Genomic DNA, 21267 nt, shown 5'->3' on the forward strand with positions numbered 1-21267 from the left:
CAGCTAAACCGGCTGACACATTGCGTCAACGCCCCGTCTTCATCTTTTCAAAAATACTCAATCTACCCGGCCACCGCCCGCAACAGACGTTTGCGCGCCGGGGGGATCGCACCGATTTCCACCCCTGTGAAAACGTGCAGCGTGTTCATGTCGCGATCCACCACCGCATGATCGCTGACCCAACCGCCCATCATCAGATAGGTCCGCAACAAAGGCGGCATCCGCAGCATTGCCTTTTTAGAATCCGGTCTGCGCCGCAAACGCGCGGCAAAACGAAACACATCCGGAGCCTTCACGCGCGGCAACCAACGTTTCGGGCCCAGATGGCGATGTTTTAGCATCGCAAAAGCATCCAGATACTGCTCTGTTTCGGTACCGGCAAAAGAGGAACATCCAAACAGCATCTCGACGTTGTTCCGATCAACGTAGGCCGTCATTGCACCCCAGGCGACACGCAGGATGTCGGGGTCGCTGTGATCAGGATGGATACAAAATCGTCCCATTTCGACCATCCGACCTTTGAAGCCTTCGAGCGAGGTCAGGTCATAGAACTGCGCCGAATAACTTCGCCCGATCTCGCCGCCACTATCCATGGTCAGCATCCGAAAGCAGCAGACCAGCCGTTCTGCCGAGCGCATATCCTCGACCAGGATATGGCTACAGCGTGCATCAAACTCGTCGCAGTCCGGTTGCTCTGTGCCAAAAGCCAAGGTCCGCAATGCCTGAGCTGTTCTGATATCCTCGGGCGACTGCGCCAGTCTGGCGCGATAGCGCCCCTTGCTTAACAAAACTGCCGTTGCCACGGTCGCGCCCTCCACGGTTGCCGACCCTCAGGCGTCGGTACGACACCATTAGCACAAGACATGTGACTGCCCTGTGACCACCGCAAGGTTTAGGCGCAAATTAGTTGGCGCCCGGAATGTTCGCCGGGTTGAAGTTGCCGATATTGCCTAGCAGCTGACGCAGGAAGCCTTTGTCCTGAACGTTGGAATCGGTAACGCGGCGCTCCAGAGCAATCACATTCCCGTCTTCAAGACCAAAGCGTTCGATGTTTCTGACGACACCGCGCTGATCAAAACTGATGGCAACCAGTTCGCGGGATACCACCTCGGGCCGTTTCGGACCGTAGTGACGCACGCGAGAGCGGACATAGTAATAGCCCGAATCCCGAACCACGCCGGATGCGCCCGGCGCGCCGATAGCCTCTTGCACACTGTCCCGCGTGTCTACGCCTACTTTGATTTCCGCCAGTTCTTCGGCCGGTGGCACATAGCCGTGATTCTTGAAGATAGCCGTACAAGCCCCGGTCGCAGCCAGACAGGCAACAAACACAAGCGATTTCGCAGTTGGTTTCAACCGGTTCACTACCTTCAACATCTGCACCCTCTTGCCTTGGCCTTCTTCGGCTTCTATCCGATTACATAAACCGCTGCCACGGTTCAACACATAGAAAGGCTCACGAATGAGCAACACGACATCATTTCGGGTGTCTGACCTGCCGCAGAACGCCCCGACACCGTTCGATCTGCGCCCCGCAACCACCGCGCTCGAGCAGATCAGGCAAGACCTTGGGCTGCTGGGGCTGCGCAAACTCAGCTTTTCGGGCGAACTGAGGGCGCAGGGCAAACGGGACTGGGTTCTAAACGGGAAACTCGGTGCAACTGTCATCCAACCTTGCGTAGTGACGCTGGAACCGGTGACGACAAGGATCGACATACCAGTGCACCGGACTTTTCTTGCGGATTGGGCAGACCCAGATGATCCAGAGTTCGAAATCCAGGAAGATGACGAATCTGAACCTTTGGGGCCTGAAATTGATCCGGCCCTTGTCATGGTCGAGGCCCTGTCTCTGGCTTTGCCACAATATCCGCGTAAAGACGGCGCGGAACTGGGCCAAGCTGCCTACACAGAACCGGGCAAACAGGCGATGACGGATGACGATGCCAAACCCTTTGCAGGATTGGCAGGACTGCGCGATGTGCTAAAAAAAGACGAGTGACAGGTGCCAGATTTCCTGTCATAGCAGGCGGTCACAAAAATCGCTTGAACATGCCGAGAATCGCAGTATTTTCTCGCGCTCATCGGATTTTGGGTTGGACATTGCGGGGCCCGTCGCCTAAACGCGCGTCAAACCACGATAAACGAACTACGAAACCCGGGTCGGCAGCGAATCTGCGGCCCCCAGTCAGACAAAGGTTGAGACCATGGCCGTCCAACAGAACAAAGTTTCCAAGTCGCGTCGCAACAACCGCCGCGCACACGACGCTCTGGTTGCTGCAAACCCGAACGAATGCCCGAACTGCGGCGAGCTGAAACGCCCGCACCACGTTTGTGCCTCTTGCGGCCACTATGACGATCGCGAAGTCGTCGCACAGGCCGACGAAATCGATCTGGACGAAGACGCAGCCTAAGCCTGATTGAGCGCAGGCCAAGGCATGAACGATCAGCCCACGCACGCCGGACGGATCACCATCTCGGTTGACGCAATGGGAGGGGACGCAGGTCCCGCTGTCGTCGTTGCAGGTCTGGCAAAATCGGCTGGCAAGAACCCGAATATCGGGTTCCTGCTGCACGGGCCCGAACAGGTATTGCGCAAGCTGGTTGCCAAACGACGTGTCCTTGAAGGGCGCGTCGTTTTTCGTGATTGCCCCGACGTTGTCACGATGGAAGACAAGCCCAGCCAGGTCGTGCGCAACGGCAAGCAGACCTCGATGTGGTCCGCGCTGGAAGCGGTTCGTCAGGGTGAAGCCCATGGCGCGGTGTCCTGCGGAAACACCGGTGCCCTTATGGCCCTTTCGATGATGCGTCTGCGCAAATTGCCGGGCGTGAACCGCCCCGCAATCGCGATCCTGTGGCCTTCGCGCAACCCGCAGGGGTTCAATGTAATGCTGGACGTGGGCGCCGATGTGCGCGCAGACGCCAAGGATTTGCTGCAATTCGCCCTGATGGGCGCTTCTTATGCGCGCAACGGCATGGCCCTGAACCGCCCCCGGATCGGGTTGCTGAACGTTGGCACCGAAGAGCATAAGGGCCGGGCCGAACTGAAAGAAGCGCATGCCATGATTTCGGAATACGCCGAACAGGCGAATTTCGAGTTTGTTGGCTTTGTCGAAGGCAGCGACATTCCCGGCGACAAGGCAGATGTCATTGTTACAGATGGGTTTACGGGCAATGTTGCGATCAAAACGGGCGAAGGCACAGCCAGGCTGATCGGAGATCTTCTGCGTGAGGCGTTCAAATACTCTCCGTTGTCGCGATTGGCTTCGGTCCTGGCCATTACGTCACTACAGCGCCTGAAAAAGCGCATTGATCCGCGGCGTGTGAATGGTGGCGTGTTTCTGGGTCTGAACGGGACTGTTATTAAATCCCATGGCGGGGCAGATGCGACCGGAGTGTCGGCAGCGATCAAACTGGCCTTTACTCTGGCACGGTCCGGCTTTGCCGAAAAATTAGCTGCGCGGGTTGCATCCACGGCCCAGCTTGCACAAGATGCCGCGCAAGCTGCGCCGCAGACCGATAAATAACAAAAAAGGCAGTACCCCAAAAATGGCAGGCCGTTCAGTTGTAGTAGGTGTCGGGCATTATTTGCCGGAACGTATTGTTCCAAATTCCGAGTTTGAGAAAACGCTGGACACAACGGATGAGTGGATCAGAACCCGGTCGGGGATCGAACGCCGCCATTTTGCTGCCGATGACGAAACGACGTCGGACCTGGCCACCAAAGCTGCCGAGGCTGCCCTGGCCGATGCGGGCCTGACATCGGATGATATTGACGCGATCGTCGTGGCGACCTCGACCGCGGACCTGACCTTTCCTTCTGCCGCGACCATGGTTCAGGCCCGGCTGGGTATGACCAAGGGGTTTGCTTTCGACGTACAGGCCGTCTGCGCGGGATTCGTTTTCGCTCTCAGCAACGCAAATGCGTTGATCTTGTCCGGTCAGGCCAAACGCGTGCTGGTCATTGGTGCCGAAACCTTTTCCCGGATTATGGACTGGACCGACCGCTCGACCTGTGTTCTGTTCGGGGATGGTGCCGGCGCTTTGGTACTCGAAGCGCAGGATGGCGAAGGCACCGCTGCGGATCGCGGCATACTCGCAACCGATCTGAACTCGGACGGGCGCTACAAGGACCTGCTTTATGTCGATGGGGGTGTTTCGACCCAATCCACCGGGCATCTGCGCATGCAGGGCAATCAGGTTTTCCGACATGCCGTTGAAAAGCTTACCAAAACGGCTGAAACAGCCCTGAGCCGCGCGGGGCTGAGCAGTGCTGACGTCGACTGGATTGTTCCTCATCAGGCCAATATTCGCATCATTCAGGGCACGGCCAAAAAGATGGGCCTGCCGATGGAAAACGTGGTTGTGACCGTTCAGGATCACGGCAACACCTCGGCTGCATCCATCCCATTGGCACTGTCGGTTGGTAAACAACGCGGGCAGATCAAACCCGGCGACTTGATCGTGACCGAAGCAATTGGCGGCGGTCTGGCCTGGGGCGCGGTGGTTCTGCGCTGGTAACCGGCGCAATCCAGCTTACACAGCTGCTTGCAATTCATTGATATTGACAGCGAATTTGCCATACCCATATGCTTTGACAGCAACAGGGGAAATGACATGGGCGACAATACACTGACTCGAATGGATCTGAGCGAGGCCGTCTTTCGCGAAGTTGGGCTTTCGCGCAACGAAAGTGCGCAGCTGGTCGAAAGCGTTCTGAACCACATGTCCGACGCTCTGGTGCGTGGTGAGCAGGTGAAAATCTCGTCCTTCGGTACGTTCAGTGTTCGCGACAAGACCGCGCGAGTCGGACGCAACCCTAAAACCGGCGAAGAGGTTCCGATACAGCCCCGCCGCGTACTGACCTTTCGCCCGTCGCATCTTATGAAAGATCGCGTCGCCGTCGGGAATCGCAAGTAACCCCAGGGTCACGCGGATATGAGCAAATCCCGCGACGCGTTTCGCACGATCAGTGAAGTAGCGGATTGGCTTGGTGTTCAGGCCCATGTTTTGCGTTTCTGGGAAAGCCGCTTCACTCAGGTCAAACCGGTCAAACGCGCGGGCGGGCGTCGGTATTACCGCCCCAATGACATGCGTCTTCTGGGCGGCATCAAGAAACTGCTTCACGAGGACGGGATCACAATCAAAGGTGTGCAGCGCATCCTGCGCGAGCAAGGCGTTGCACATGTCGCAGCACTGTCTCCGCCTCTAGACGAACCGGGCCCTGCCCTGATTGAACCCGTTCAGGGCAAAGTGGTGCCGTTCGAACCGAAACCCGCTGCCGCCACCGAACAAATCCTTATGGATCTAGACGAACCGGCCGAGCAGCCGGTGAACGAAGGCGTGCAGGCCGACGCACTTCCCGCGACTGCGTCAGAACAAGAACCACAGCCAGACCTGAACACTACGCCCCTGATGGGTGGGATCGCGTCGCTGACGTGGAAGCGCGCCGAGTTTGACGACGAACTACTGCGCCGGATTGCACCAATTGCAAAAGACCTGCGCCGCTGGCTGGATCGTGTTGAAACACAGGCGACGGGTTAGGAAGAAAGGCAGTGTTTTCCTCTTGCCCCTGCCGGGAAAATCTTTATGAACGGCCCAACGTCGGGCTATGGCGCAGCCTGGTAGCGCGTCCGTCTGGGGGACGGAAGGTCGCAGGTTCGAGTCCTGCTAGCCCGACCAAATCACACCGACGTTTATGGCACAAAGGCCAGATCCCGCTCTGGCACATGAGGGGATCGAGATGACAGGTGTTTGCGCGAACCAGCAAATCGAAGCAATGATCGCGCGCGGAGAGATTGCCGCCAACCCCGATGTCCTGCCAGCGCAAATTCAGCCAGCCAGCCTTGATTTGCGTTTGGGAACAGTGGCCTACCGGGTGCGCGCCTCGTTCCTCGCGGGCGAAGGACGGACCGTTACGGATCGGTTGGCCGAGTTCGAAATGCACCGCATCGACATCTCGGACGGCGCTGTTCTGGAAAAGGGCTGCGTCTATCTGGTGCCCCTGATGGAATCACTTGCCCTACCCAGTGGCGTAACCGCCGTCGCCAATGCCAAAAGCTCGACCGGGCGGCTTGACCTTCTGACCCGTACCATCACCGATGGTGGCACAGAATTCGATCGCGTTCCTGCGGGCTATAAGGGCCCGCTGTATGCCGAGATCTGTCCACGTTCGTTTTCGGTTCTGGTCCGGCCCGGTATGCGTCTGAACCAGATTCGTTTCCGTCAGGGTCAGGCTGTCTTGTCTGACGCCGAACTGACCGCCCTGCACGCCGAATCGCCGTTGGTAGACGGCCCTGCTGTGATTCAGGACGGTCTTGGCTTTTCGGTCGATCTGCAACTGCCCGATACCGATCTGGTCGGTTATCGCGCCAAGCCCCATACCGGGGTAATCGATCTGGACCGAATTGGCGAATACGACCCCCAGGACTATTGGGAGGAAGTGCGCACCAAGGACGGCCGCATCATACTTGACCCCGGCGCATTCTATATCCTTGTCAGCCGCGAGGCGGTACACATCCCGCCGATGTATGCCGCCGAAATGGCACCTTATCTGGCCATGGTTGGTGAATTCCGGGTGCATTATGCCGGATTCTTCGATCCCGGCTTTGGCCATGCAGCCGCCGGGGGGGCCGGGTCGCGAGGCGTGCTTGAGGTGCGATGCCACGAAGCGCCTTTCGTGCTGGAGCACGGACAGGTGGTCGGGCGCCTTGTCTATGAGAAAATGGCTGAAATGCCCACGCAGCTATATGGTGCCGGGATTGCATCGAACTATCAGGGCCAAGGCCTGAAGCTGTCCAAGCACTTCAAAGCGGCCGGCTAATCCTCAGAATTTCTTGCAACGGTGCACGTGCCGGATAACCCACGTTGCCTGTCGCAGGTTCCGCGCCTGACCCGTAGTGACCTGTCCGGGTTATTATTCCTCAAACAATTCCGACTGGTCCTCGTCCACTTCGTCCTCGCGCCCCTCGCCCAGAGGGATAGCCCCCGGTGGAGGCCGGTTTTCCAACAGACCCGCAGCCCTCAATTCCTTGAGACCCGGCAGGTCGCGGGCGTTCTCCAGACCAAAATGATCCAGAAATTCGGACGTCACCACAAATGTCACCGGACGACCCGGTGTCATGCGACGACGGCCCAGCCTGATCCACTCCATCTCTAGCAATTGATCAATCGTCCCGCGAGAGACTGACACGCCGCGAATTTCCTCAATCTCGGCGCGGGTGCAGGGTTGGTGATAGGCAACGATGGCCAATGTCTCGATCGCGGCCCGGCTGAGTTTACGAGTTTCAACCGTTTCCTTTTGCATCAGAAAGCCCAGATCAGGGGCCGTACGGATCGCCCATGCCTCTCCAACACGCACCACGCGCACGCCGCGCCCTTCGTAACGTCTCTGAAGCAACTCAACGGCTTGTGCGGCGTCGCTTCCATGCGGCATCCGCGCCTCAAGGTCGGTAATCGTCACCGGATCGGCGCTGGCAAACAAAACGGCCTCGACCATACGCTCCTGTTCCGCCAATGGTGGCGCCTCGAACAGGGTGCCGGTTTCTTCTGGGGCGTCAGTCACGTGTCTGGGTCCTCTTGCGCAAATGGATCGGCGCGAATGTCTCGCTCTGCTTGATCTCCATATGTCCTTCTTTCACCAGTTCCAGCGAGGCCGCAAAGGTCGCAGCCGTCGCCGACCTGCGGCGCACCGGGTCAGTATCCCAACCATCGGGCAGATAGGTTTCCATATCGGTCCACGTCCCCGCAAAACCGATCAGCGGGCGCATCCGCTCCAGTGCCTGCTCCATCGTAAACACCGAGTCGCGGTCCATCACAAAGGGGCGGAACTCGTCACGGGTGCGAATACGGGCATATCCCTGCATCAGATCCAGCAGCGTGGCGGAATAGGTTACGGTGCGGATGCGGGTTACGTCCTCGCCCTGCCCGCGCTTGAAAAAATCACGACCCAGTTGGTCGCGGGCCATCAGCCGCGCAGCGACGTCGCGCATTGCCTGCAGGCGTTCAAGTTGAAACGCCAGATGCGCGGCCAGTTCTTCCCCCGATGGCCCATCGTCATCCGGATCTGGCGGGAGCAATAGACGGGACTTGAGAAAGGCCAGCCACGCCGCCATGACCAGATAATCGGCGGCCAGTTCAATGCGCAGCGCACGCGCCTTTTCAACAAAGGCCAGATATTGCTGCGCCAGCGCAAGAACCGAGATCTTGCGCAGATCCACTTTTTGCGTGCGTGATAGAGTTAGCAGAACGTCCAACGGGCCTTCGAACCCGTCGACATCAACAATCAGCGCTTCGGCCGCAAGACGATCCGCGACCGAGACAGGGTCTTCGCTAAAAAGATTATCGTTCATATACCTGCCCGCCCATTAGGGCAGATAGTTCCGCTTCGGCGGCTTGGATGTCAAGTTCCCGCGGGCGTTTGCGCATCGCCAGCGCCCGTTCTGCGCGGGCTTGTGCCACATCCGACATTTCTCCGGCAGTTTCCATTACAGCGGCACGTTCAGAAAAACTGCCATTGCAATGCAGGACTACATCGCAGCCCGCCTGCAAAGATTGGCGGGAGAGGTCCGTCAACGCCCCGCTGAGCGCCTTCATCGAGATATCGTCGGTCATAATCAGCCCGCCAAAGCCGATATTGTCTCGGATCAGACCCATCATGGCCGCGGAAATGGTGGCCGGCCGGGGATCTATCTGATCAAAGACCAGATGCGCGGTCATCCCCATCGGCAGGTCGTTCAAGGCACGGAACGGCGCGAAATCGCTGTATTCCAACTCTTCCAGCGGCAAATCAACATGCGGCAGGTCATGGTGACTGTCCAGAGTGGCACGGCCATGGCCGGGAATGTGCTTGAGAACCGGAAGAACGCCCCCATCAAGAAGGCCCTGCGCCACAGCCCTGCCGATCCTGGAAATCTGCTCAGGATCAAAGGCATAACAGCGGTTTTTCAGAAACGCGTGTGTCTCGGGCCGCACCACATCGACCATAGGGGCACAATTGCTGTCGATGCCCAGACCAAACAGCTCATCCGCAATCAGGCGGTACCTGAGGTACATGGCGCGTTCCGCTTGATCACCCGCCCTGGTCACATGATCCAGCGGGGGCAGCCATTCGCGGGCCAAGGGTGCGCGCAAACGCTGTACGCGCCCTCCTTCCTGATCAATGGTAATGGGGCAGTTGCGCCCAACAGCCTCTCGGAAATCATCACACAAGGCGCGCACCTGATCGGCGCTTTCAATATTGCGGGCGAACAGAATGAACCCAAACGGGTTCATCTGGCGAAACAGGTCTCTTTCCTCCTGCGTCAGGCGCAGTCCTTCAGCATCTGTGATCGCTGCTCCGAACTTCACCTCACGGCCACCGGGATACAGTCAGCGCCTTGCGCGACCAGAGCGGCGCAGAATTGGCGCGAGTCGCTCAGATCTTCAAACCCCAGAACGCGCAGGCGGTAGAAGGTCCGCCCACCGCTTGAGGTTTTCTGAATAACGCGCTGTTTTCCCGACATATACTCACCAAACTGACCATTCAAACGGTCCCACTCGGCCTGTGCCACTTGCGTGCTGTCATAAGCCCCAAGCTGCGCCAGTCGGGTCCCCTTGGCCAGTGTATCCGGATCAACATCCACCCCAACCGCAGCTTTCACCGCTGCATTAATGGCGTCTTCGGAATTCTCGCTGGGTGCGACCTGACTGCGGGTCGACCGTGCCGGACGCGTCACAGGGCGCAACGATCGGCGCACACCCGGCAACTCTGCGAAACTTGGGTCTGGCAAGGCCGCAGCAAAATCTGCCGGGTCAATGGCGGGTTCTTCGTCGGGGGTGGTCAGCGATGCCAGTTGCACACCGTCTTCGAATTCTTGCTGCGTTTCTGCTGCCGCACCCGCCAATTCCGCAACCAGCGCATCTACTGCGTTCTGGCGCAGGCGCGCGGCTTCCTGCGTGGTGATCGGTTCTTCGATCACATGCAGCGCAGGGGTCGGCTTCAGTTCTCCGGCGGGCAGGTCTTCTTCCGTAAGGGACACCGGGCGCGGCGCAAGGATCAACCGGTCAGCCGGTGCCGCGGCACTGCCTTCGGCGGCGACGGCATTCACGGCAAAGCCCTGATGATCGGCGGGTGTTCCACCCGGATTTTCCGGTTGCACACGCATCGGCCCTTCGGCGGCGCGGACAACCGGCACGCCACTGACATCGCGCATGATCAGTTGATAGCCCCAGACCCCGACACCGGCGACCAGCGCCAAGGAAGCAACAGCCCCCAGGAAATTGACTGCCCTGCCCAGACCAAACGAGCCTCGCGGCGCGTCATCTTCCTGCATATCTTCGGGAAAATCATACACATCATCAGAATGCGCTTGATTCGGGTAATGAATCTGCCCGGGGCTTTGATGCCCCGAGTAATCGTAACTCGCCATGTCCGCCTCACTGCCCGTTTCACGCCTGAAAATAAGGCCCGCGGGTCATTTCTTGCCTACCTCGTACCGGCGGTTCGGGCGATATTTGTTACCGCATCTCCTGCGCCGGAGTAACGCCAAGAATACCCAAGCCCGCTGAAATCACAACAGAAACGGCCCGGGCCAAAGCGATTTTTGACTGGCTTGTGGCAACATCGCCATCCTGGATGAAACGCAATTGCGTCTCGTCATTACCCTTGTTCCACAACGCATGAAAGTCGCCTGCAAGTTCATAAAGGTAAAATGCGACCCGGTGCGGTTCATTGGTCCGCGCCGCAATCTCGACCAGCCGCGGCCATTCTGCCAGCTTCTTGGCAACAACCAGTTCCGAGGCATGATCGTTTTTGCTCAGGTCGGCGCCTGCAAGGGTCGCATCATCAACCGCAATTCCAGCCTCGGCCGCGCGGCGCAGCACGCTCATGACACGGGCATGTGCGTATTGAACGTAGAATACAGGGTTCTCGCGACTTTGTTCCAGAACCTTGTCAAAATCGAAATCCAACGGCGCGTCGTTCTTGCGGGTCAGCATAACAAACCGCGTCACGTCCGGGCCCACCTGATCGACCACATCGCGCAGAGTGACAAAGTTCCCTGCACGCTTGGACATCTTGAACGGCTCGCCATTCTTCCACAGCTTCACCAGCTGCGTCAGCTTGATATCTAGCGGCACCTCACCGTCGGACAGTGCCGAAACAGCCGCCTTCATCCGCTTGACATAGCCGCCATGGTCCGCGCCAAACACGTCGATCAGCGCGTCAAAACCACGGGACACCTTGTCATAGTGATAGGCAATATCCGGGGCAAAATAGGTCCAGCTGCCATCTGATTTCTTGACAGGGCGATCCACATCATCGCCATGTTCGGTCGATTTGAACAGCGTCTGTTCGCGTGGCTCCCAATCTTCGGGCTTTTTGCCCTTCGGCGGCTCGAGCACGCCTTCGTAAATCAGACCCTTGTCAGTCAGCGATTGCAATGCGGCCTCGATCCGACCGGTGCCATAGAGCGATTTTTCCGAGAAGAACACATCCATCTCAACGCCCAGCGCTTTTAAGTCAGCACGGATCAGATCCATCATCGCGTCGGTCGAGAACTCACGTACCTCTTCCAGCCAGTCACTTTCCGGCTTGTCGATCAGGCTGTCGCCGTATTTCTCTTTCAACGCTTCCCCAATTGGGATCAGGTAGTCGCCGGGATAAAGACCTTCGGCAATCTCGGGGCTCAGACCATTGGCCTCGCGATAGCGTTCGTAAGCCGAGCGCGCCAGCACATCCACCTGCGCGCCGCCGTCGTTGATGTAGTACTCGCGGGTCACATCATGGCCCGAATAGGCCAGCAGGCTTGCCAGAGCGTCACCGAATACCGCACCCCGTGTATGACCCACGTGCAGCGGACCGGTTGGGTTGGCCGAAACATATTCAACGTTGACCTTCTGCCCATGACCCATAGTCGAGCGGCCATAATCGGTGCCCTTCTCCAGCACGGCCGCCAGCACACCTTGCCAGACCGACGGCGCCAGCCGCAAATTGAGAAAACCGGGACCCGCCACATCGGCGCTGGCGATCCGGTCATCCGCCTCCAGCTTCCCTGCCAATGCCTCGGCAATGTCACGCGGTTTCATCCTGGCCGGTTTTGCCAGCACCATCGCCGCGTTTGTCGCCATGTCGCCATGCGCCGCGTCGCGCGGCGGTTCGACCGCCACGTTGTCAAAACTCAGCCCCTCGGGCAACGCGCCTTCGGACTGCATCTGCGCCAGCGCGTCCAGTACAAGGCCGCGGATCTCGGAAAACAGGTTCATTTCGGATGTCCTTTTGCTTGCCCGGCGGTTTACCACGCATCACGGCAAGGTCAATGGACGCCTAATGTTTGGACTTGGTTTGCGCCCAATGTCTGCCAATCTCGCCCGGATTTCCACTGTCAGAGATTTCAAATACCCTGCGGGCTGTCTGTCGTACGGCTTCTGATCATCGCTTCCCGCCTGCGCAAGGCACCAATCAACCCACAAAAAAGGTCGCAAACATGGACCATTACCCGTGTCATTGCGGCCCAGTCAGCCAGTCAGCCGCGCGTGATCCTGCAAGGCAAAACGGTCGGTCATACCTGCGATGTAGTCCGATACGATCCGGGCCAAAGCTGTCTCATCCGCCGCAGCTTCAATATCCTCGTGCCAACGTGCGGGCATCTGTTTCGGGTCGTTCAGGTAGATCGGGAACAGGTCTTCGACAACCGTTGCAACCTTGGCCCGTACCTTCATGACGCTGGGTGCGCGATACATCCGGGTGAACAAGAACGCCCTGATTTGTTTCAGATCCGCCCAAGTCCCGGTCGAGAATTGGATGACAGGATGCCCAAGATGGCGAATCTCTTCGACCGATTGCGCGCCCGAGGCTACAATCAAGTCTCGTGACGTTGTGATGACATCTGCCACCATGACCCCAAATACCCGCCGCAGTGCTTCATGACGTCGTCGATACGGATCAAGACCGGGGTATTTAGCATCCACATCCGCGTAGCATCCCCCCACGATCGGAAGGTGACGCAGATCATCATCTTCAAACAACCCCGCGCGCAACCCATCCAGAAGGTCGTGATTGTTGTAAGCAATGTCATCAGACAAAGCCGCCACCTGCGCCTCGGCACTTGCATGGGTATGAAGTTCAAGATCAAAGCCCTGGTTGCATTCAGCCAGCGCCCACGGCAGATCGCCAACAACCGGACCGTTATGCTTGGCGATACCCTCCAGACATTCCCAGGTCAGGTTGCATCCGTCAAACCCGGCATAATGCCGCTCCAGCTTCGTTACGATCCGAATGGCCTGGGCATTGTGATCAAACCCCCCGTAAGGCACCATCAGCGCGTGGAGGGCGTCTTCACCCGTATGACCAAAGGGTGTATGACCCAGGTCGTGCGCCAGGGCTACAGCCTCGGTGAGTTCAGGATTCAGGCCCAACGCCCCTGAAATGGTTCGCGCGACCTGAGCAACTTCGATGGAATGGGTCAGCCGTGTTCGATAACTGTCGCCTTCATGCTCGACAAAGACTTGCGTCTTGTGTTTGAGCCGCCGAAACGCACTGGCGTGAATGATCCGGTCGCGATCACGCTGAAAGCATGACCGGAAGCTGCTTTCTTCCTCTGGCACCAGCCGCCCCCTTGCACGGTCTGGGTCCGAAGCAAATCCCGCTCTGTCCAAAGGGCTTGTCCTTGTCGCCTGTCTTTTTGTTTCATATATTGTAGGACGCTTGGGAAATAAACCTTTGGAGACCGGCATGAATCTGCCTCCATCAGTCACCGAACGCGCCTTTGACCGCCTCGCCGAGATCGGTGCCGCGGAACAGGGGCAAGCCCTGCGTGTCGCAGTGGAGGGTGGTGGATGTTCCGGTTTTCAATATGAAATCGCTCTGGACACGCCAAACACCGATGACCTAATCCTTGAAGGCAAGGGGCAGAAAGTCATCGTCGACCCGGTCTCTCTGCCCTTTCTTGAAAACGCGGTGATCGATTTCACTCAGGAGCTTATTGGTGCAAGGTTTGTGATCGACAACCCCAACGCCACCTCTTCCTGTGGCTGCGGCACGTCGTTTTCGATGTAACCGACGGGGGCTTTGCCCCCACACCCCCAGGATATTTTCAGCCAGATGAAGCAGGGATCCGCTCTCTGACCAAAACGACCAGAGAGCTTCACCTGGCGCGGTCATCGGCGTCCCCGCCTGTACCGCCCCTTCTAGTATCGAAAAAATGGTTAAGGGTTCGTTTCTTCATCTGGCTAAAAATATCCCGGAGCGCGAGGCAGAGCCTCGCAAATCCGATCTCCGACTTGCCGCTGGGCCCGTTCTGAGCGATAGGTTGCCACAAGGTTTCGGAGGATCGCGCATGAAAATCGCCACGTTCAACATCAATGGCATCAAGGCACGAACCGAGGCGCTGCCCCGCTGGCTGGACGACGCCCAACCCGACGTTGTTCTTCTTCAGGAAATCAAATCCGTCGACGAGAACTTCCCCCGCGAGATGTTTGAAGATCGCGGGTACAACGTGGAAACACATGGGCAAAAAAGCTTTAATGGTGTCGCGATCTTGTCGAAGCTTCCGCTGGAGGATATATCTCGCGGCCTTCCCGGCGATGACAATGATGAACAGGCGCGCTGGATCGAGGCCACCGTCGTAGGCAAAAAGGCCCTGCGGCTCTGTGGGCTGTATCTGCCCAACGGGAATCCGGCACCCGGACCGAAATACGATTACAAGCTGGCCTGGATGGAACGGCTTTACGACCGCGCCCAGGCCCTGATGAAATCAGAGGAGCCTGCCCTGATAGCCGGAGACTATAACATCATCCCACAGGCCGAGGATGCCAAACGCCCCGATGCCTGGCGGGAAGACGCGTTGTTCCGCCCGGAAAGCCGGGCCGCCTTTCGAAAGATCCTGAACCTTGGCTTTACCGAGGCCTTTCGCGCCACAACGCAGGGCCCCGATCACTATTCTTTCTGGGATTATCAGGCTGGCGCGTGGAACCGGAATGACGGAATTCGAATTGATCATTTCCTGCTGACGCCACAAGCGGCCGACCTCATGCGAGATTGCCAGATTGATGCGGCTGTTAGGGGGCACGAAAAGCCATCCGATCACGTTCCCGTCTGGATTGACCTGAATCTTTGAGGCCCTAGGCAGCCGTGACGTCGTGACTGTAGATCCATTCATAGCGTTGTGACAACCGGGCACCGACGACCCTCAGCACACATTGCGCAGCCATACGGGCTGGACCGCGCAGATGAAAGTTCCGCGCATTTGACCCAGCCGCCGCGACAACGCGCTGCGCCCTTGGTTTGCGGGTTGTTTCATAGGCCGCCAGTGCGTTGGTGATACCCGATCGTTCGTCAAACGCACGCGCCAGAACCCAAGCGTCCTCGAGCGCCAGACATGCCCCTTGTGCCATGAATGGCAACGTCGGATGGGCCGCGTCCCCCACCAGAGCCAACCGACCATTCTGCCAGCTTTGGGCGACAGGCCGCAGAAACAATGCCCACAGATGCACATCCGTGACTTTCGACAGAATGTCGCGCACGGGGCCACCGAAATCTGCAAAGCGCTTGCGCAACTCTTCAGGGTCGCCCGTCTGACGCCATCCTTCTTCCCGCCAGTCCGAACGCTCTTCAACCGCGACAATGTTCATCATGTTTTCGTCACGCAACGGATAAGTTACCACATGCCGCCCAGGCCCCATCGTCAGGGATGCGGAAACCGGGTCATGACCGGGCTGCCAGGGGATGGTGGCGCGCCAGGCCACCTGATGCGTGAACTCCGGCATCTCTGCCCCGTTCAGAGCCGGGCGGAGCATGCTGCGGCCGCCATCGGCCGCAATGGCGCACTCGGCGCGAATTCGCTCGCCTGACGCCAAGATCACATCGGCCTCGTTGGGATGCTTTTGCACATGCGAAACTCTGGCACCCAAGCGGATATTCACGCCTGCGTCACAAGCCGCATCATGAAGAAGGTTCAGAAGGTCGGCACGGTGGTAGTAATAAGTCGGACCAGCTGCAGGGCCCGGCAGGTGACTGACCACGCGCCCTTTTCGGTAATCGCGCAAGACAGTTCCATGGGACTTCTGCCCGACAGAAAGACCTGTGACGCCAAGTGCATGAAGAACGCGCATCCCGTTCTCGCTGATCTGCAAACCGGCGCCGACTTCGGTCAGGGCCGGGGCTTGCTCCAGAAGCGTGACATGCGCCCCACGGTGTTGCAGCGCCAGAGCCGAGGCCAGGCCGCCGATTCCACCGCCAATGACACAGAATTTCAATCCATCTATCTTCATGGCATCCGCATAACGCAAAAACGCCGGAGCCACAGGCCCCGGCGTTTGGATTTCTTACACATACCCGGCGATTAATCGTCGCGGTGGACCTTTTCGCGACGCTCATGGCGCTCTTGTGCCTCAAGTGTCATGGTTGCAATCGGTCGTGCGTCCAGACGCTTTAACGAGATCGGATCGCCCGTCATTTCGCAATACCCGTATTCGCCATCATCAATCCGGCGCAGGGCCGAGTCGATCTTTGCGACCAGTTTTCGCTGACGATCACGGGTCCGCAGTTCCAGCGCACGGTCAGTTTCTTCACTGGCGCGGTCCGCGACGTCCGGAATGTTACGGGTGTTGTCTTGCAGCCCTTCGATAGTGTCGCGGCTACCAGCCAGTAACTCTGTCTTCCAATCCAGCAGCTTGCGACGAAAATACTCAAGCTGACGATCATTCATGAAAGGCTCATCTTCGGCCGGACGGTAATCTTCCGGCAGAAAAACTTCCTGCTTCATATTTGCTCCCTCGGTATGGCCAGTAACGTCGTTCGAGGCTGTTTCAGCTGACATTTGGCTCTCCCTTCTGCGCAGCGTTTAGCCGACGGGCGGTGGAATGTCACTACACAAACGTTGCGCAACAGTGCACCCCCGCGGATTTGTCTAACTATGAGACAAACATCAACAAAACCTTGTATTTCTATGAAATTTGACAGGCTTTTTTGGGGCGAGAGTTACAACGTCCGGGAATGGTCTACATCGGAATCAAGCAAAAGGGCTTGGAGTTGCAGCACAATTCCCGCCGGGCGACGCAGGGACGCGGGTTGTAAAAAACCTTGCCGCTCTGTAACCCGGAAACCACAACCTGCCCGTCCAACGCAATATACGCACGAGAGGCCCATGACCGCACGTTTCCAAGGTACAGCCGAATATGTCGCCACCGACGATCTGACCATTGCCGTGAACGCCGCTGTCACGCTTGAGCGCCCCCTGTTAGTGAAGGGCGAACCCGGTACCGGCAAGACCGAGTTGGCCAGACAGGTGGCCGGTGCGCTGGGGCTGAAAATGATCGAGTGGAATGTGAAATCCACCACCCGCGCGCAGCAGGGTCTTTACGAATATGATGCCGTCAGCCGCCTGCGTGACAGCCAACTAGGCGAAGAGCGTGTCCATGATGTGTCGAACTATATCCGCAAGGGCAAGCTGTGGCAGGCCTTCGACGCCGACGAAAAGGTTGTTCTGCTGATCGATGAAATCGACAAGGCGGATATCGAGTTCCCCAATGACCTGTTGCAGGAGCTCGATAAGATGGAGTTCCACGTCTACGAAACGGGCGAGACGGTCCGGGCCAAGCACCGCCCCATCGTCATCATAACCTCGAACAACGAAAAAGAGCTGCCCGACGCCTTCCTGCGCCGCTGTTTCTTCCACTATATCCGCTTTCCGGATGAGGCGACGATGCGCCGGATCGTTGATGTGCATCACCCCGGCATCAAGGACGCACTTCTGACTGCCGCACTGACGCAATTCTATGAAATCCGCGAGACGCAAGGGCTCAAGAAAAAGCCCTCGACCTCAGAGGTGCTGGACTGGCTGAAGCTGTTGCTGGCCGAAGACCTGACGGCGGAAGACCTCAGGCGTGACGGGGCCAGCGCGCTGCCGAAGCTGCATGGCGCCTTGCTGAAAAATGAACAGGATGTGCATCTGTTCGAACGTCTTGCATTCATGGAACGTGGCAAACGCTAGCCTGCGTGTGAACAATCTGTGATCACGGCTTGCCATTGGGTATCTCGGGTGTCAGCATCGAGATACCTGACGCAACCGCGTTGCAAAGCAGCAGTATTGGGGTCATCACTTGGCGAACGCTCTGACAATCCGGACCCTGCGGGCCGAGGACAAAGATCAGTGGGCCGAAATGTGGCGGGATTATCTGGCGTTTTATGAAACCACCCTGCCTGAAAACGTGTATGAAACGACCTTTTCCAGATTGGTGGGCGACGACCCGCAGGATTTTTCCTGTTTTGTCGCGGAACAGGATGGTGTTTTGGTCGGACTGACGCATTACCTGTTTCATCGCCACGCCTGGAAAGTGGAAAAGGTCTGTTATCTGCAAGACCTGTTCGCCCGACCTGAAACCCGAGGAACGGGCGTCGGTCGCGCCTTGATTCAGGCGGTTTATGAAGAGGCGGATCGCCAGGGCGCCCCATCCGTTTACTGGCTGACGCAAGAGTTCAACCAAACGGCGCGCCACCTTTATGATCGCATCGGCACCCTGACACCGTTCATCAAGTACGCTCGCCCATGATGCGTTTGGGCGCCCTTTTTCTGGCGCTGGTTATCGCTGGCTGCACGTCTGTCGAGACAATCGAACTCGGGAACGATGTCCCATATGTCGAAGTGGCGTTGCCACCGGCCAAGTCTTTTGCGGCACCGCGTCCCTCGCTACCAGCGCGATCCAACAATAACATCGCGTCGGATTTCCTGTCCCTGCATTTCGAACTGGAAAGCGGGGCCGCCCTGCCCGTGTTCACCCGGTTCGAAACGCCGATCACCGTTCGCCTGACCGGATCGCCGACACAAAGTATGCAGCAGGATCTGACCCGCCTGCTGAACCGCCTGAAGCGCGAGGCGGGTATCAACATCCAACAAATCAACGACGGTCAGGCCAATATCACGATCGAAGCGGTCAGCCAGAAGGACATTCTGCAAATTCTGCCAAACGCGGCCTGTTTCGTGGTGCCAAACGCGTCCAGCCTGGCTGAGTATCAGCGCGACCGCCGCAAAACCAAAAGCAGTTGGGTTGAGCTGCGCCAGCGCGAAAGATTGGGGATTTTTATCCCCTACGATGTCAGCCCGCAGGAAATGCGCGATTGTCTGCACGAAGAACTGGCGCAGGCCCTCGGTCCGTTGAACGACCTCTATCATCTGCCGGATTCGGTGTTCAACGACGACAATATTCATACGGTCTTGACCGGGTTCGACATGCTGATCCTGCGCGCGGCTTATGCGCCCGAACTGCACACCGGCATGACCCGCGATCAGGTCGCTGCCGTCATCCCCGGAATTCTCAGCCGTCTGAATCCACGCGGCGAACGACTAGCTGCGCAACCCCCCACAAATACCCCCCGAGAGTGGATCAACGCGATCCAGAAATCACTGGGACCGGGACCGGGTTCCCCCCGACAGATGCGCGCCGCGCAAAAGGCAGCCCGCATCGGGCAGCAACTGGGATGGACGGATCACCGCCGCGCCTATCCCCACTACCTGATGGGCCGGATGGAGCAGTTTCGTGATCCGGCAGAAGCCCAGCGGCAGTTCAAGATCGCGCAACAATTTCTTCGCGCGACGCCCGGAACCGAGGTTCATCAGGCTTATGTCTCAACCCAGACCGCAGCCTTTGCGCTTGCGCAGGATCGCGGGCCCGAGGTTCTGCCCGAACTGGATCAGGCCATCGACGTGATGACCCGCGCGGAGAACGCTTCGCTTCTGGCAACCTTGCTGCTGTTGAAATCCGAGGCCTTGAAACAGGCCGGTCAATTACAAAAGGCACGTGCCGTCAGACTGGACAGCCTTGGATGGGCGCGATACGGGTTCGGTTCTGAATTGGTGGCTCAATCTCTGGCTCAAAACAGTGGCCGACGCCCCGCTGACAGCACGAAAGACGGATGAAACGCATATGTTGCTAGTACTGGGAATGGCGATACTGGGTGCAATCCTGGGTGCTTTGACCGCAAAAAAACGCAATGGAAACGGCGCTGACATGGCACAGTATGCCGCCGGATATGGGATCGCTTTTGCGCTTGTGGGGCTGGTGATCTCGCTGGTTCTGCTTCGCATGGTGGCATGACGCAATGTTCCTGCCCTTTTTCAATAACCTCCGCAAAGCGGGCATCCCGGTATCACTCCGGGAGTATCTGACTTTTCTGGAAGGCATGAAAAAGGGTCTGGTCACCTATGATGTCGAAGCGTTTTATTACCTTGCCCGGGTGTCGATGGTGAAGGACGAGCGCAATATCGACAAATTCGACCGCGCCTTTGCCGCCAGCTTTGAGGGTTTGGGCGAGATCAGTTTCGATCAGGTGTTGGAAGCTGTCGATATCCCTGCCGATTGGCTCGCCAAGATGGCCGAGAAACACCTGTCGGAGGAGGAAAAAGCCGAGATCGAAGCGCTTGGCGGGTTCGACAAGCTGATGGAAACACTGCGCGAACGGCTCAAGGAACAACAGGGCCGTCATCAGGGCGGCAACAAGTGGATCGGCACCGCAGGAACCTCTCCGTTCGGGGCCTATGGGTACAACCCCGAAGGCGTCCGTATCGGTCAGAAAGAAAGCCGTCACCAGCGTGCGGTCAAGGTCTGGGACAAACGGGAATTCAGGAACCTCGACGATACGGTTGAACTGGGCACCCGCAACATCAAGGTCGCCCTGAAACGCCTGCGCCGCTGGGCGCGGGAGGGAGCAGCCGAAGAGCTGGATCTGGACGGCACCATCCGCGCCACGGCCGAGCATGGCTATCTGGATGTCAAAACCCGGCCCGAGCGCCACAACGCCGTCAAAGTACTGTTGTTTCTGGATGTCGGCGGCTCGATGGACCCGCATATCAAGGTGGTTGAAGAGCTGTTTTCCGCTGCAAGAACCGAGTTCAAGCATCTGGAATATTACTACTTTCACAATTGCCTGTATGAAGGGGTCTGGCGGGACAACCGCCGCCGCTGGAACCAACAGACCCCGACCCACGAAGTGCTGCGCACCTATGGGTCCGACTACAAGTGCATCTTTGTCGGCGACGCTTCGATGAGCCCCTATGAGATCGCCTATCCCGGCGGTGCCAATGAACATTGGAATCAGGAAGCTGGTCAGGTCTGGCTGCAACGCGCGCGCGAACAGTGGGCGTCAAACCTGTGGATCAACCCGGTGCCCGAGAAATACTGGGAATATACCCATTCCATCAGCATGATCCGCGACATCTTTGAAGATCGCATGGTGCCCATGACACTGGCTGGTCTTGAAAAGGGAATGCGCGAGCTGACGCGGTAGAGACTGATGGC

At 58.1% G+C, this 21267-nt stretch carries 24 protein-coding genes and 1 tRNA gene; 15 read left to right on the top strand and 10 right to left on the bottom strand.

The genetic code is table 11. The features are described from left to right. Positions 1-62 precede the first annotated feature (62 nt). Positions 63-803, bottom strand: coding sequence for a GNAT family N-acetyltransferase (locus tag AC2FLU_RS09725; RefSeq protein ID WP_480473237.1), 741 nt, complete (start codon positions 801-803; stop codon positions 63-65). A gap of 100 nt (positions 804-903) precedes the next feature. After that, entirely contained in the window at positions 904-1377 is a 474-nt protein-coding gene (locus tag AC2FLU_RS09730; protein WP_480517362.1) for an outer membrane protein assembly factor BamE, read from the bottom strand. Between the two features lie 85 nt (positions 1378-1462). On the opposite strand from AC2FLU_RS09730, the gene AC2FLU_RS09735 reads away from it, so the two are divergent. From AC2FLU_RS09735 to AC2FLU_RS09770, 8 genes are all read left to right on the top strand, one after another. Next, positions 1463-1999 (top strand): YceD family protein, encoded by a 537-nt coding sequence (locus AC2FLU_RS09735; RefSeq protein ID WP_480517364.1) that lies wholly within the window; start codon positions 1463-1465, stop codon positions 1997-1999. Positions 2000-2204: 205 nt separating this feature from the next. Further along, entirely contained in the window at positions 2205-2411 is a 207-nt protein-coding gene (gene rpmF / locus AC2FLU_RS09740; RefSeq protein ID WP_008756996.1) for a 50S ribosomal protein L32, read from the top strand. Positions 2412-2435: 24 nt separating this feature from the next. Beyond that, a complete protein-coding gene (gene plsX / locus AC2FLU_RS09745) occupies positions 2436-3524 on the top strand; it encodes a phosphate acyltransferase PlsX (RefSeq protein ID WP_480473243.1) in 1089 nt (362 codons plus the stop codon). Between the two features lie 22 nt (positions 3525-3546). Further along, positions 3547-4518, top strand: a complete 972-nt coding sequence (locus AC2FLU_RS09750) for a beta-ketoacyl-ACP synthase III (RefSeq protein ID WP_480473245.1) — start codon at positions 3547-3549, stop codon at positions 4516-4518. Between the two features lie 96 nt (positions 4519-4614). Next, positions 4615-4917 carry an integration host factor subunit alpha gene (gene ihfA, locus AC2FLU_RS09755; RefSeq protein WP_209503673.1) on the top strand — a complete coding sequence of 101 codons (303 nt, stop codon included), beginning with the start codon at positions 4615-4617 and terminating at the stop codon, positions 4915-4917. Between the two features lie 18 nt (positions 4918-4935). Further along, a complete protein-coding gene (locus AC2FLU_RS09760; protein ID WP_496808730.1) occupies positions 4936-5541 on the top strand; it encodes a MerR family transcriptional regulator in 606 nt (201 codons plus the stop codon). Positions 5542-5602: 61 nt separating this feature from the next. Continuing rightward, positions 5603-5679 (top strand) — tRNA-Pro (locus AC2FLU_RS09765). Positions 5680-5740: 61 nt separating this feature from the next. Next, positions 5741-6820, top strand: coding sequence for a 2'-deoxycytidine 5'-triphosphate deaminase (locus AC2FLU_RS09770; protein ID WP_480553890.1), 1080 nt, complete (start codon positions 5741-5743; stop codon positions 6818-6820). 93 nt (positions 6821-6913) lie between these two features. Here AC2FLU_RS09770 and scpB read toward each other — a convergent pair whose 3' ends face one another. From scpB to AC2FLU_RS09800, 6 genes are all read right to left on the bottom strand, one after another. Beyond that, on the bottom strand, positions 6914-7561 hold the full coding sequence (scpB, locus tag AC2FLU_RS09775) for an SMC-Scp complex subunit ScpB (protein WP_496808729.1): 648 nt from the start codon (positions 7559-7561) through the stop codon (positions 6914-6916). After that, positions 7554-8348 (bottom strand): segregation and condensation protein A, encoded by a 795-nt coding sequence (locus AC2FLU_RS09780; protein ID WP_480517368.1) that lies wholly within the window; start codon positions 8346-8348, stop codon positions 7554-7556. Before AC2FLU_RS09780 ends, scpB begins: the two co-directional genes overlap by 8 nt. Continuing rightward, positions 8338-9345 (bottom strand): beta-N-acetylhexosaminidase, encoded by a 1008-nt coding sequence (gene nagZ / locus AC2FLU_RS09785; protein ID WP_480517370.1) that lies wholly within the window; start codon positions 9343-9345, stop codon positions 8338-8340. Before nagZ ends, AC2FLU_RS09780 begins: the two co-directional genes overlap by 11 nt. Continuing rightward, on the bottom strand, positions 9342-10406 hold the full coding sequence (locus AC2FLU_RS09790; RefSeq protein ID WP_496714801.1) for an SPOR domain-containing protein: 1065 nt from the start codon (positions 10404-10406) through the stop codon (positions 9342-9344). The genes nagZ and AC2FLU_RS09790 overlap by 4 nt, the downstream gene beginning before the upstream one ends. A gap of 88 nt (positions 10407-10494) precedes the next feature. Next, a complete protein-coding gene (argS, locus tag AC2FLU_RS09795) occupies positions 10495-12240 on the bottom strand; it encodes an arginine--tRNA ligase (RefSeq protein WP_496808728.1) in 1746 nt (581 codons plus the stop codon). A 252-nt stretch (positions 12241-12492) separates the two neighbouring features. Beyond that, entirely contained in the window at positions 12493-13632 is a 1140-nt protein-coding gene (locus AC2FLU_RS09800; protein WP_480473259.1) for a deoxyguanosinetriphosphate triphosphohydrolase, read from the bottom strand. A gap of 76 nt (positions 13633-13708) precedes the next feature. Here AC2FLU_RS09800 and AC2FLU_RS09805 point away from each other — a divergent pair, with 76 nt between their 5' ends. After that, entirely contained in the window at positions 13709-14032 is a 324-nt protein-coding gene (locus tag AC2FLU_RS09805; protein WP_267363969.1) for a HesB/IscA family protein, read from the top strand. A gap of 280 nt (positions 14033-14312) precedes the next feature. Further along, positions 14313-15092, top strand: a complete 780-nt coding sequence (xth, locus tag AC2FLU_RS09810; RefSeq protein WP_496808727.1) for an exodeoxyribonuclease III — start codon at positions 14313-14315, stop codon at positions 15090-15092. 4 nt (positions 15093-15096) lie between these two features. Here the strand turns inward: xth and AC2FLU_RS09815 are convergent, their stop codons facing one another. Then, the gene (locus AC2FLU_RS09815) at positions 15097-16245 is read right to left on the bottom strand and encodes an FAD-dependent monooxygenase (protein ID WP_496811957.1); all 1149 of its coding nucleotides are present in this window, start codon (positions 16243-16245) and stop codon (positions 15097-15099) included. 71 nt (positions 16246-16316) lie between these two features. After that, the gene (gene dksA, locus AC2FLU_RS09820; RefSeq protein WP_209504868.1) at positions 16317-16739 is read right to left on the bottom strand and encodes an RNA polymerase-binding protein DksA; all 423 of its coding nucleotides are present in this window, start codon (positions 16737-16739) and stop codon (positions 16317-16319) included. 381 nt (positions 16740-17120) lie between these two features. Between dksA and AC2FLU_RS09825 the strand changes: the two genes are divergently transcribed. From AC2FLU_RS09825 to AC2FLU_RS09845, 5 genes are all read left to right on the top strand, one after another. Continuing rightward, positions 17121-17966: an AAA family ATPase gene (locus AC2FLU_RS09825; protein ID WP_496811958.1), complete on the top strand. Its 846-nt coding sequence runs from the start codon at positions 17121-17123 to the stop codon at positions 17964-17966. 109 nt (positions 17967-18075) lie between these two features. After that, positions 18076-18525 (top strand): GNAT family N-acetyltransferase, encoded by a 450-nt coding sequence (locus tag AC2FLU_RS09830; protein WP_480584738.1) that lies wholly within the window; start codon positions 18076-18078, stop codon positions 18523-18525. Next, positions 18522-19889: a DUF2927 domain-containing protein gene (locus tag AC2FLU_RS09835; protein ID WP_496808724.1), complete on the top strand. Its 1368-nt coding sequence runs from the start codon at positions 18522-18524 to the stop codon at positions 19887-19889. The genes AC2FLU_RS09830 and AC2FLU_RS09835 overlap by 4 nt, the downstream gene beginning before the upstream one ends. 7 nt (positions 19890-19896) lie before the next feature. After that, positions 19897-20067: a hypothetical protein gene (locus AC2FLU_RS09840; protein ID WP_209503658.1), complete on the top strand. Its 171-nt coding sequence runs from the start codon at positions 19897-19899 to the stop codon at positions 20065-20067. 4 nt (positions 20068-20071) lie between these two features. After that, on the top strand, positions 20072-21256 hold the full coding sequence (locus AC2FLU_RS09845; RefSeq protein WP_496808723.1) for a vWA domain-containing protein: 1185 nt from the start codon (positions 20072-20074) through the stop codon (positions 21254-21256). Positions 21257-21267 lie beyond the last annotated feature (11 nt).

The sequence above is a fragment of the Ruegeria sp. SAZD013 genome (genome assembly GCF_059612525.1).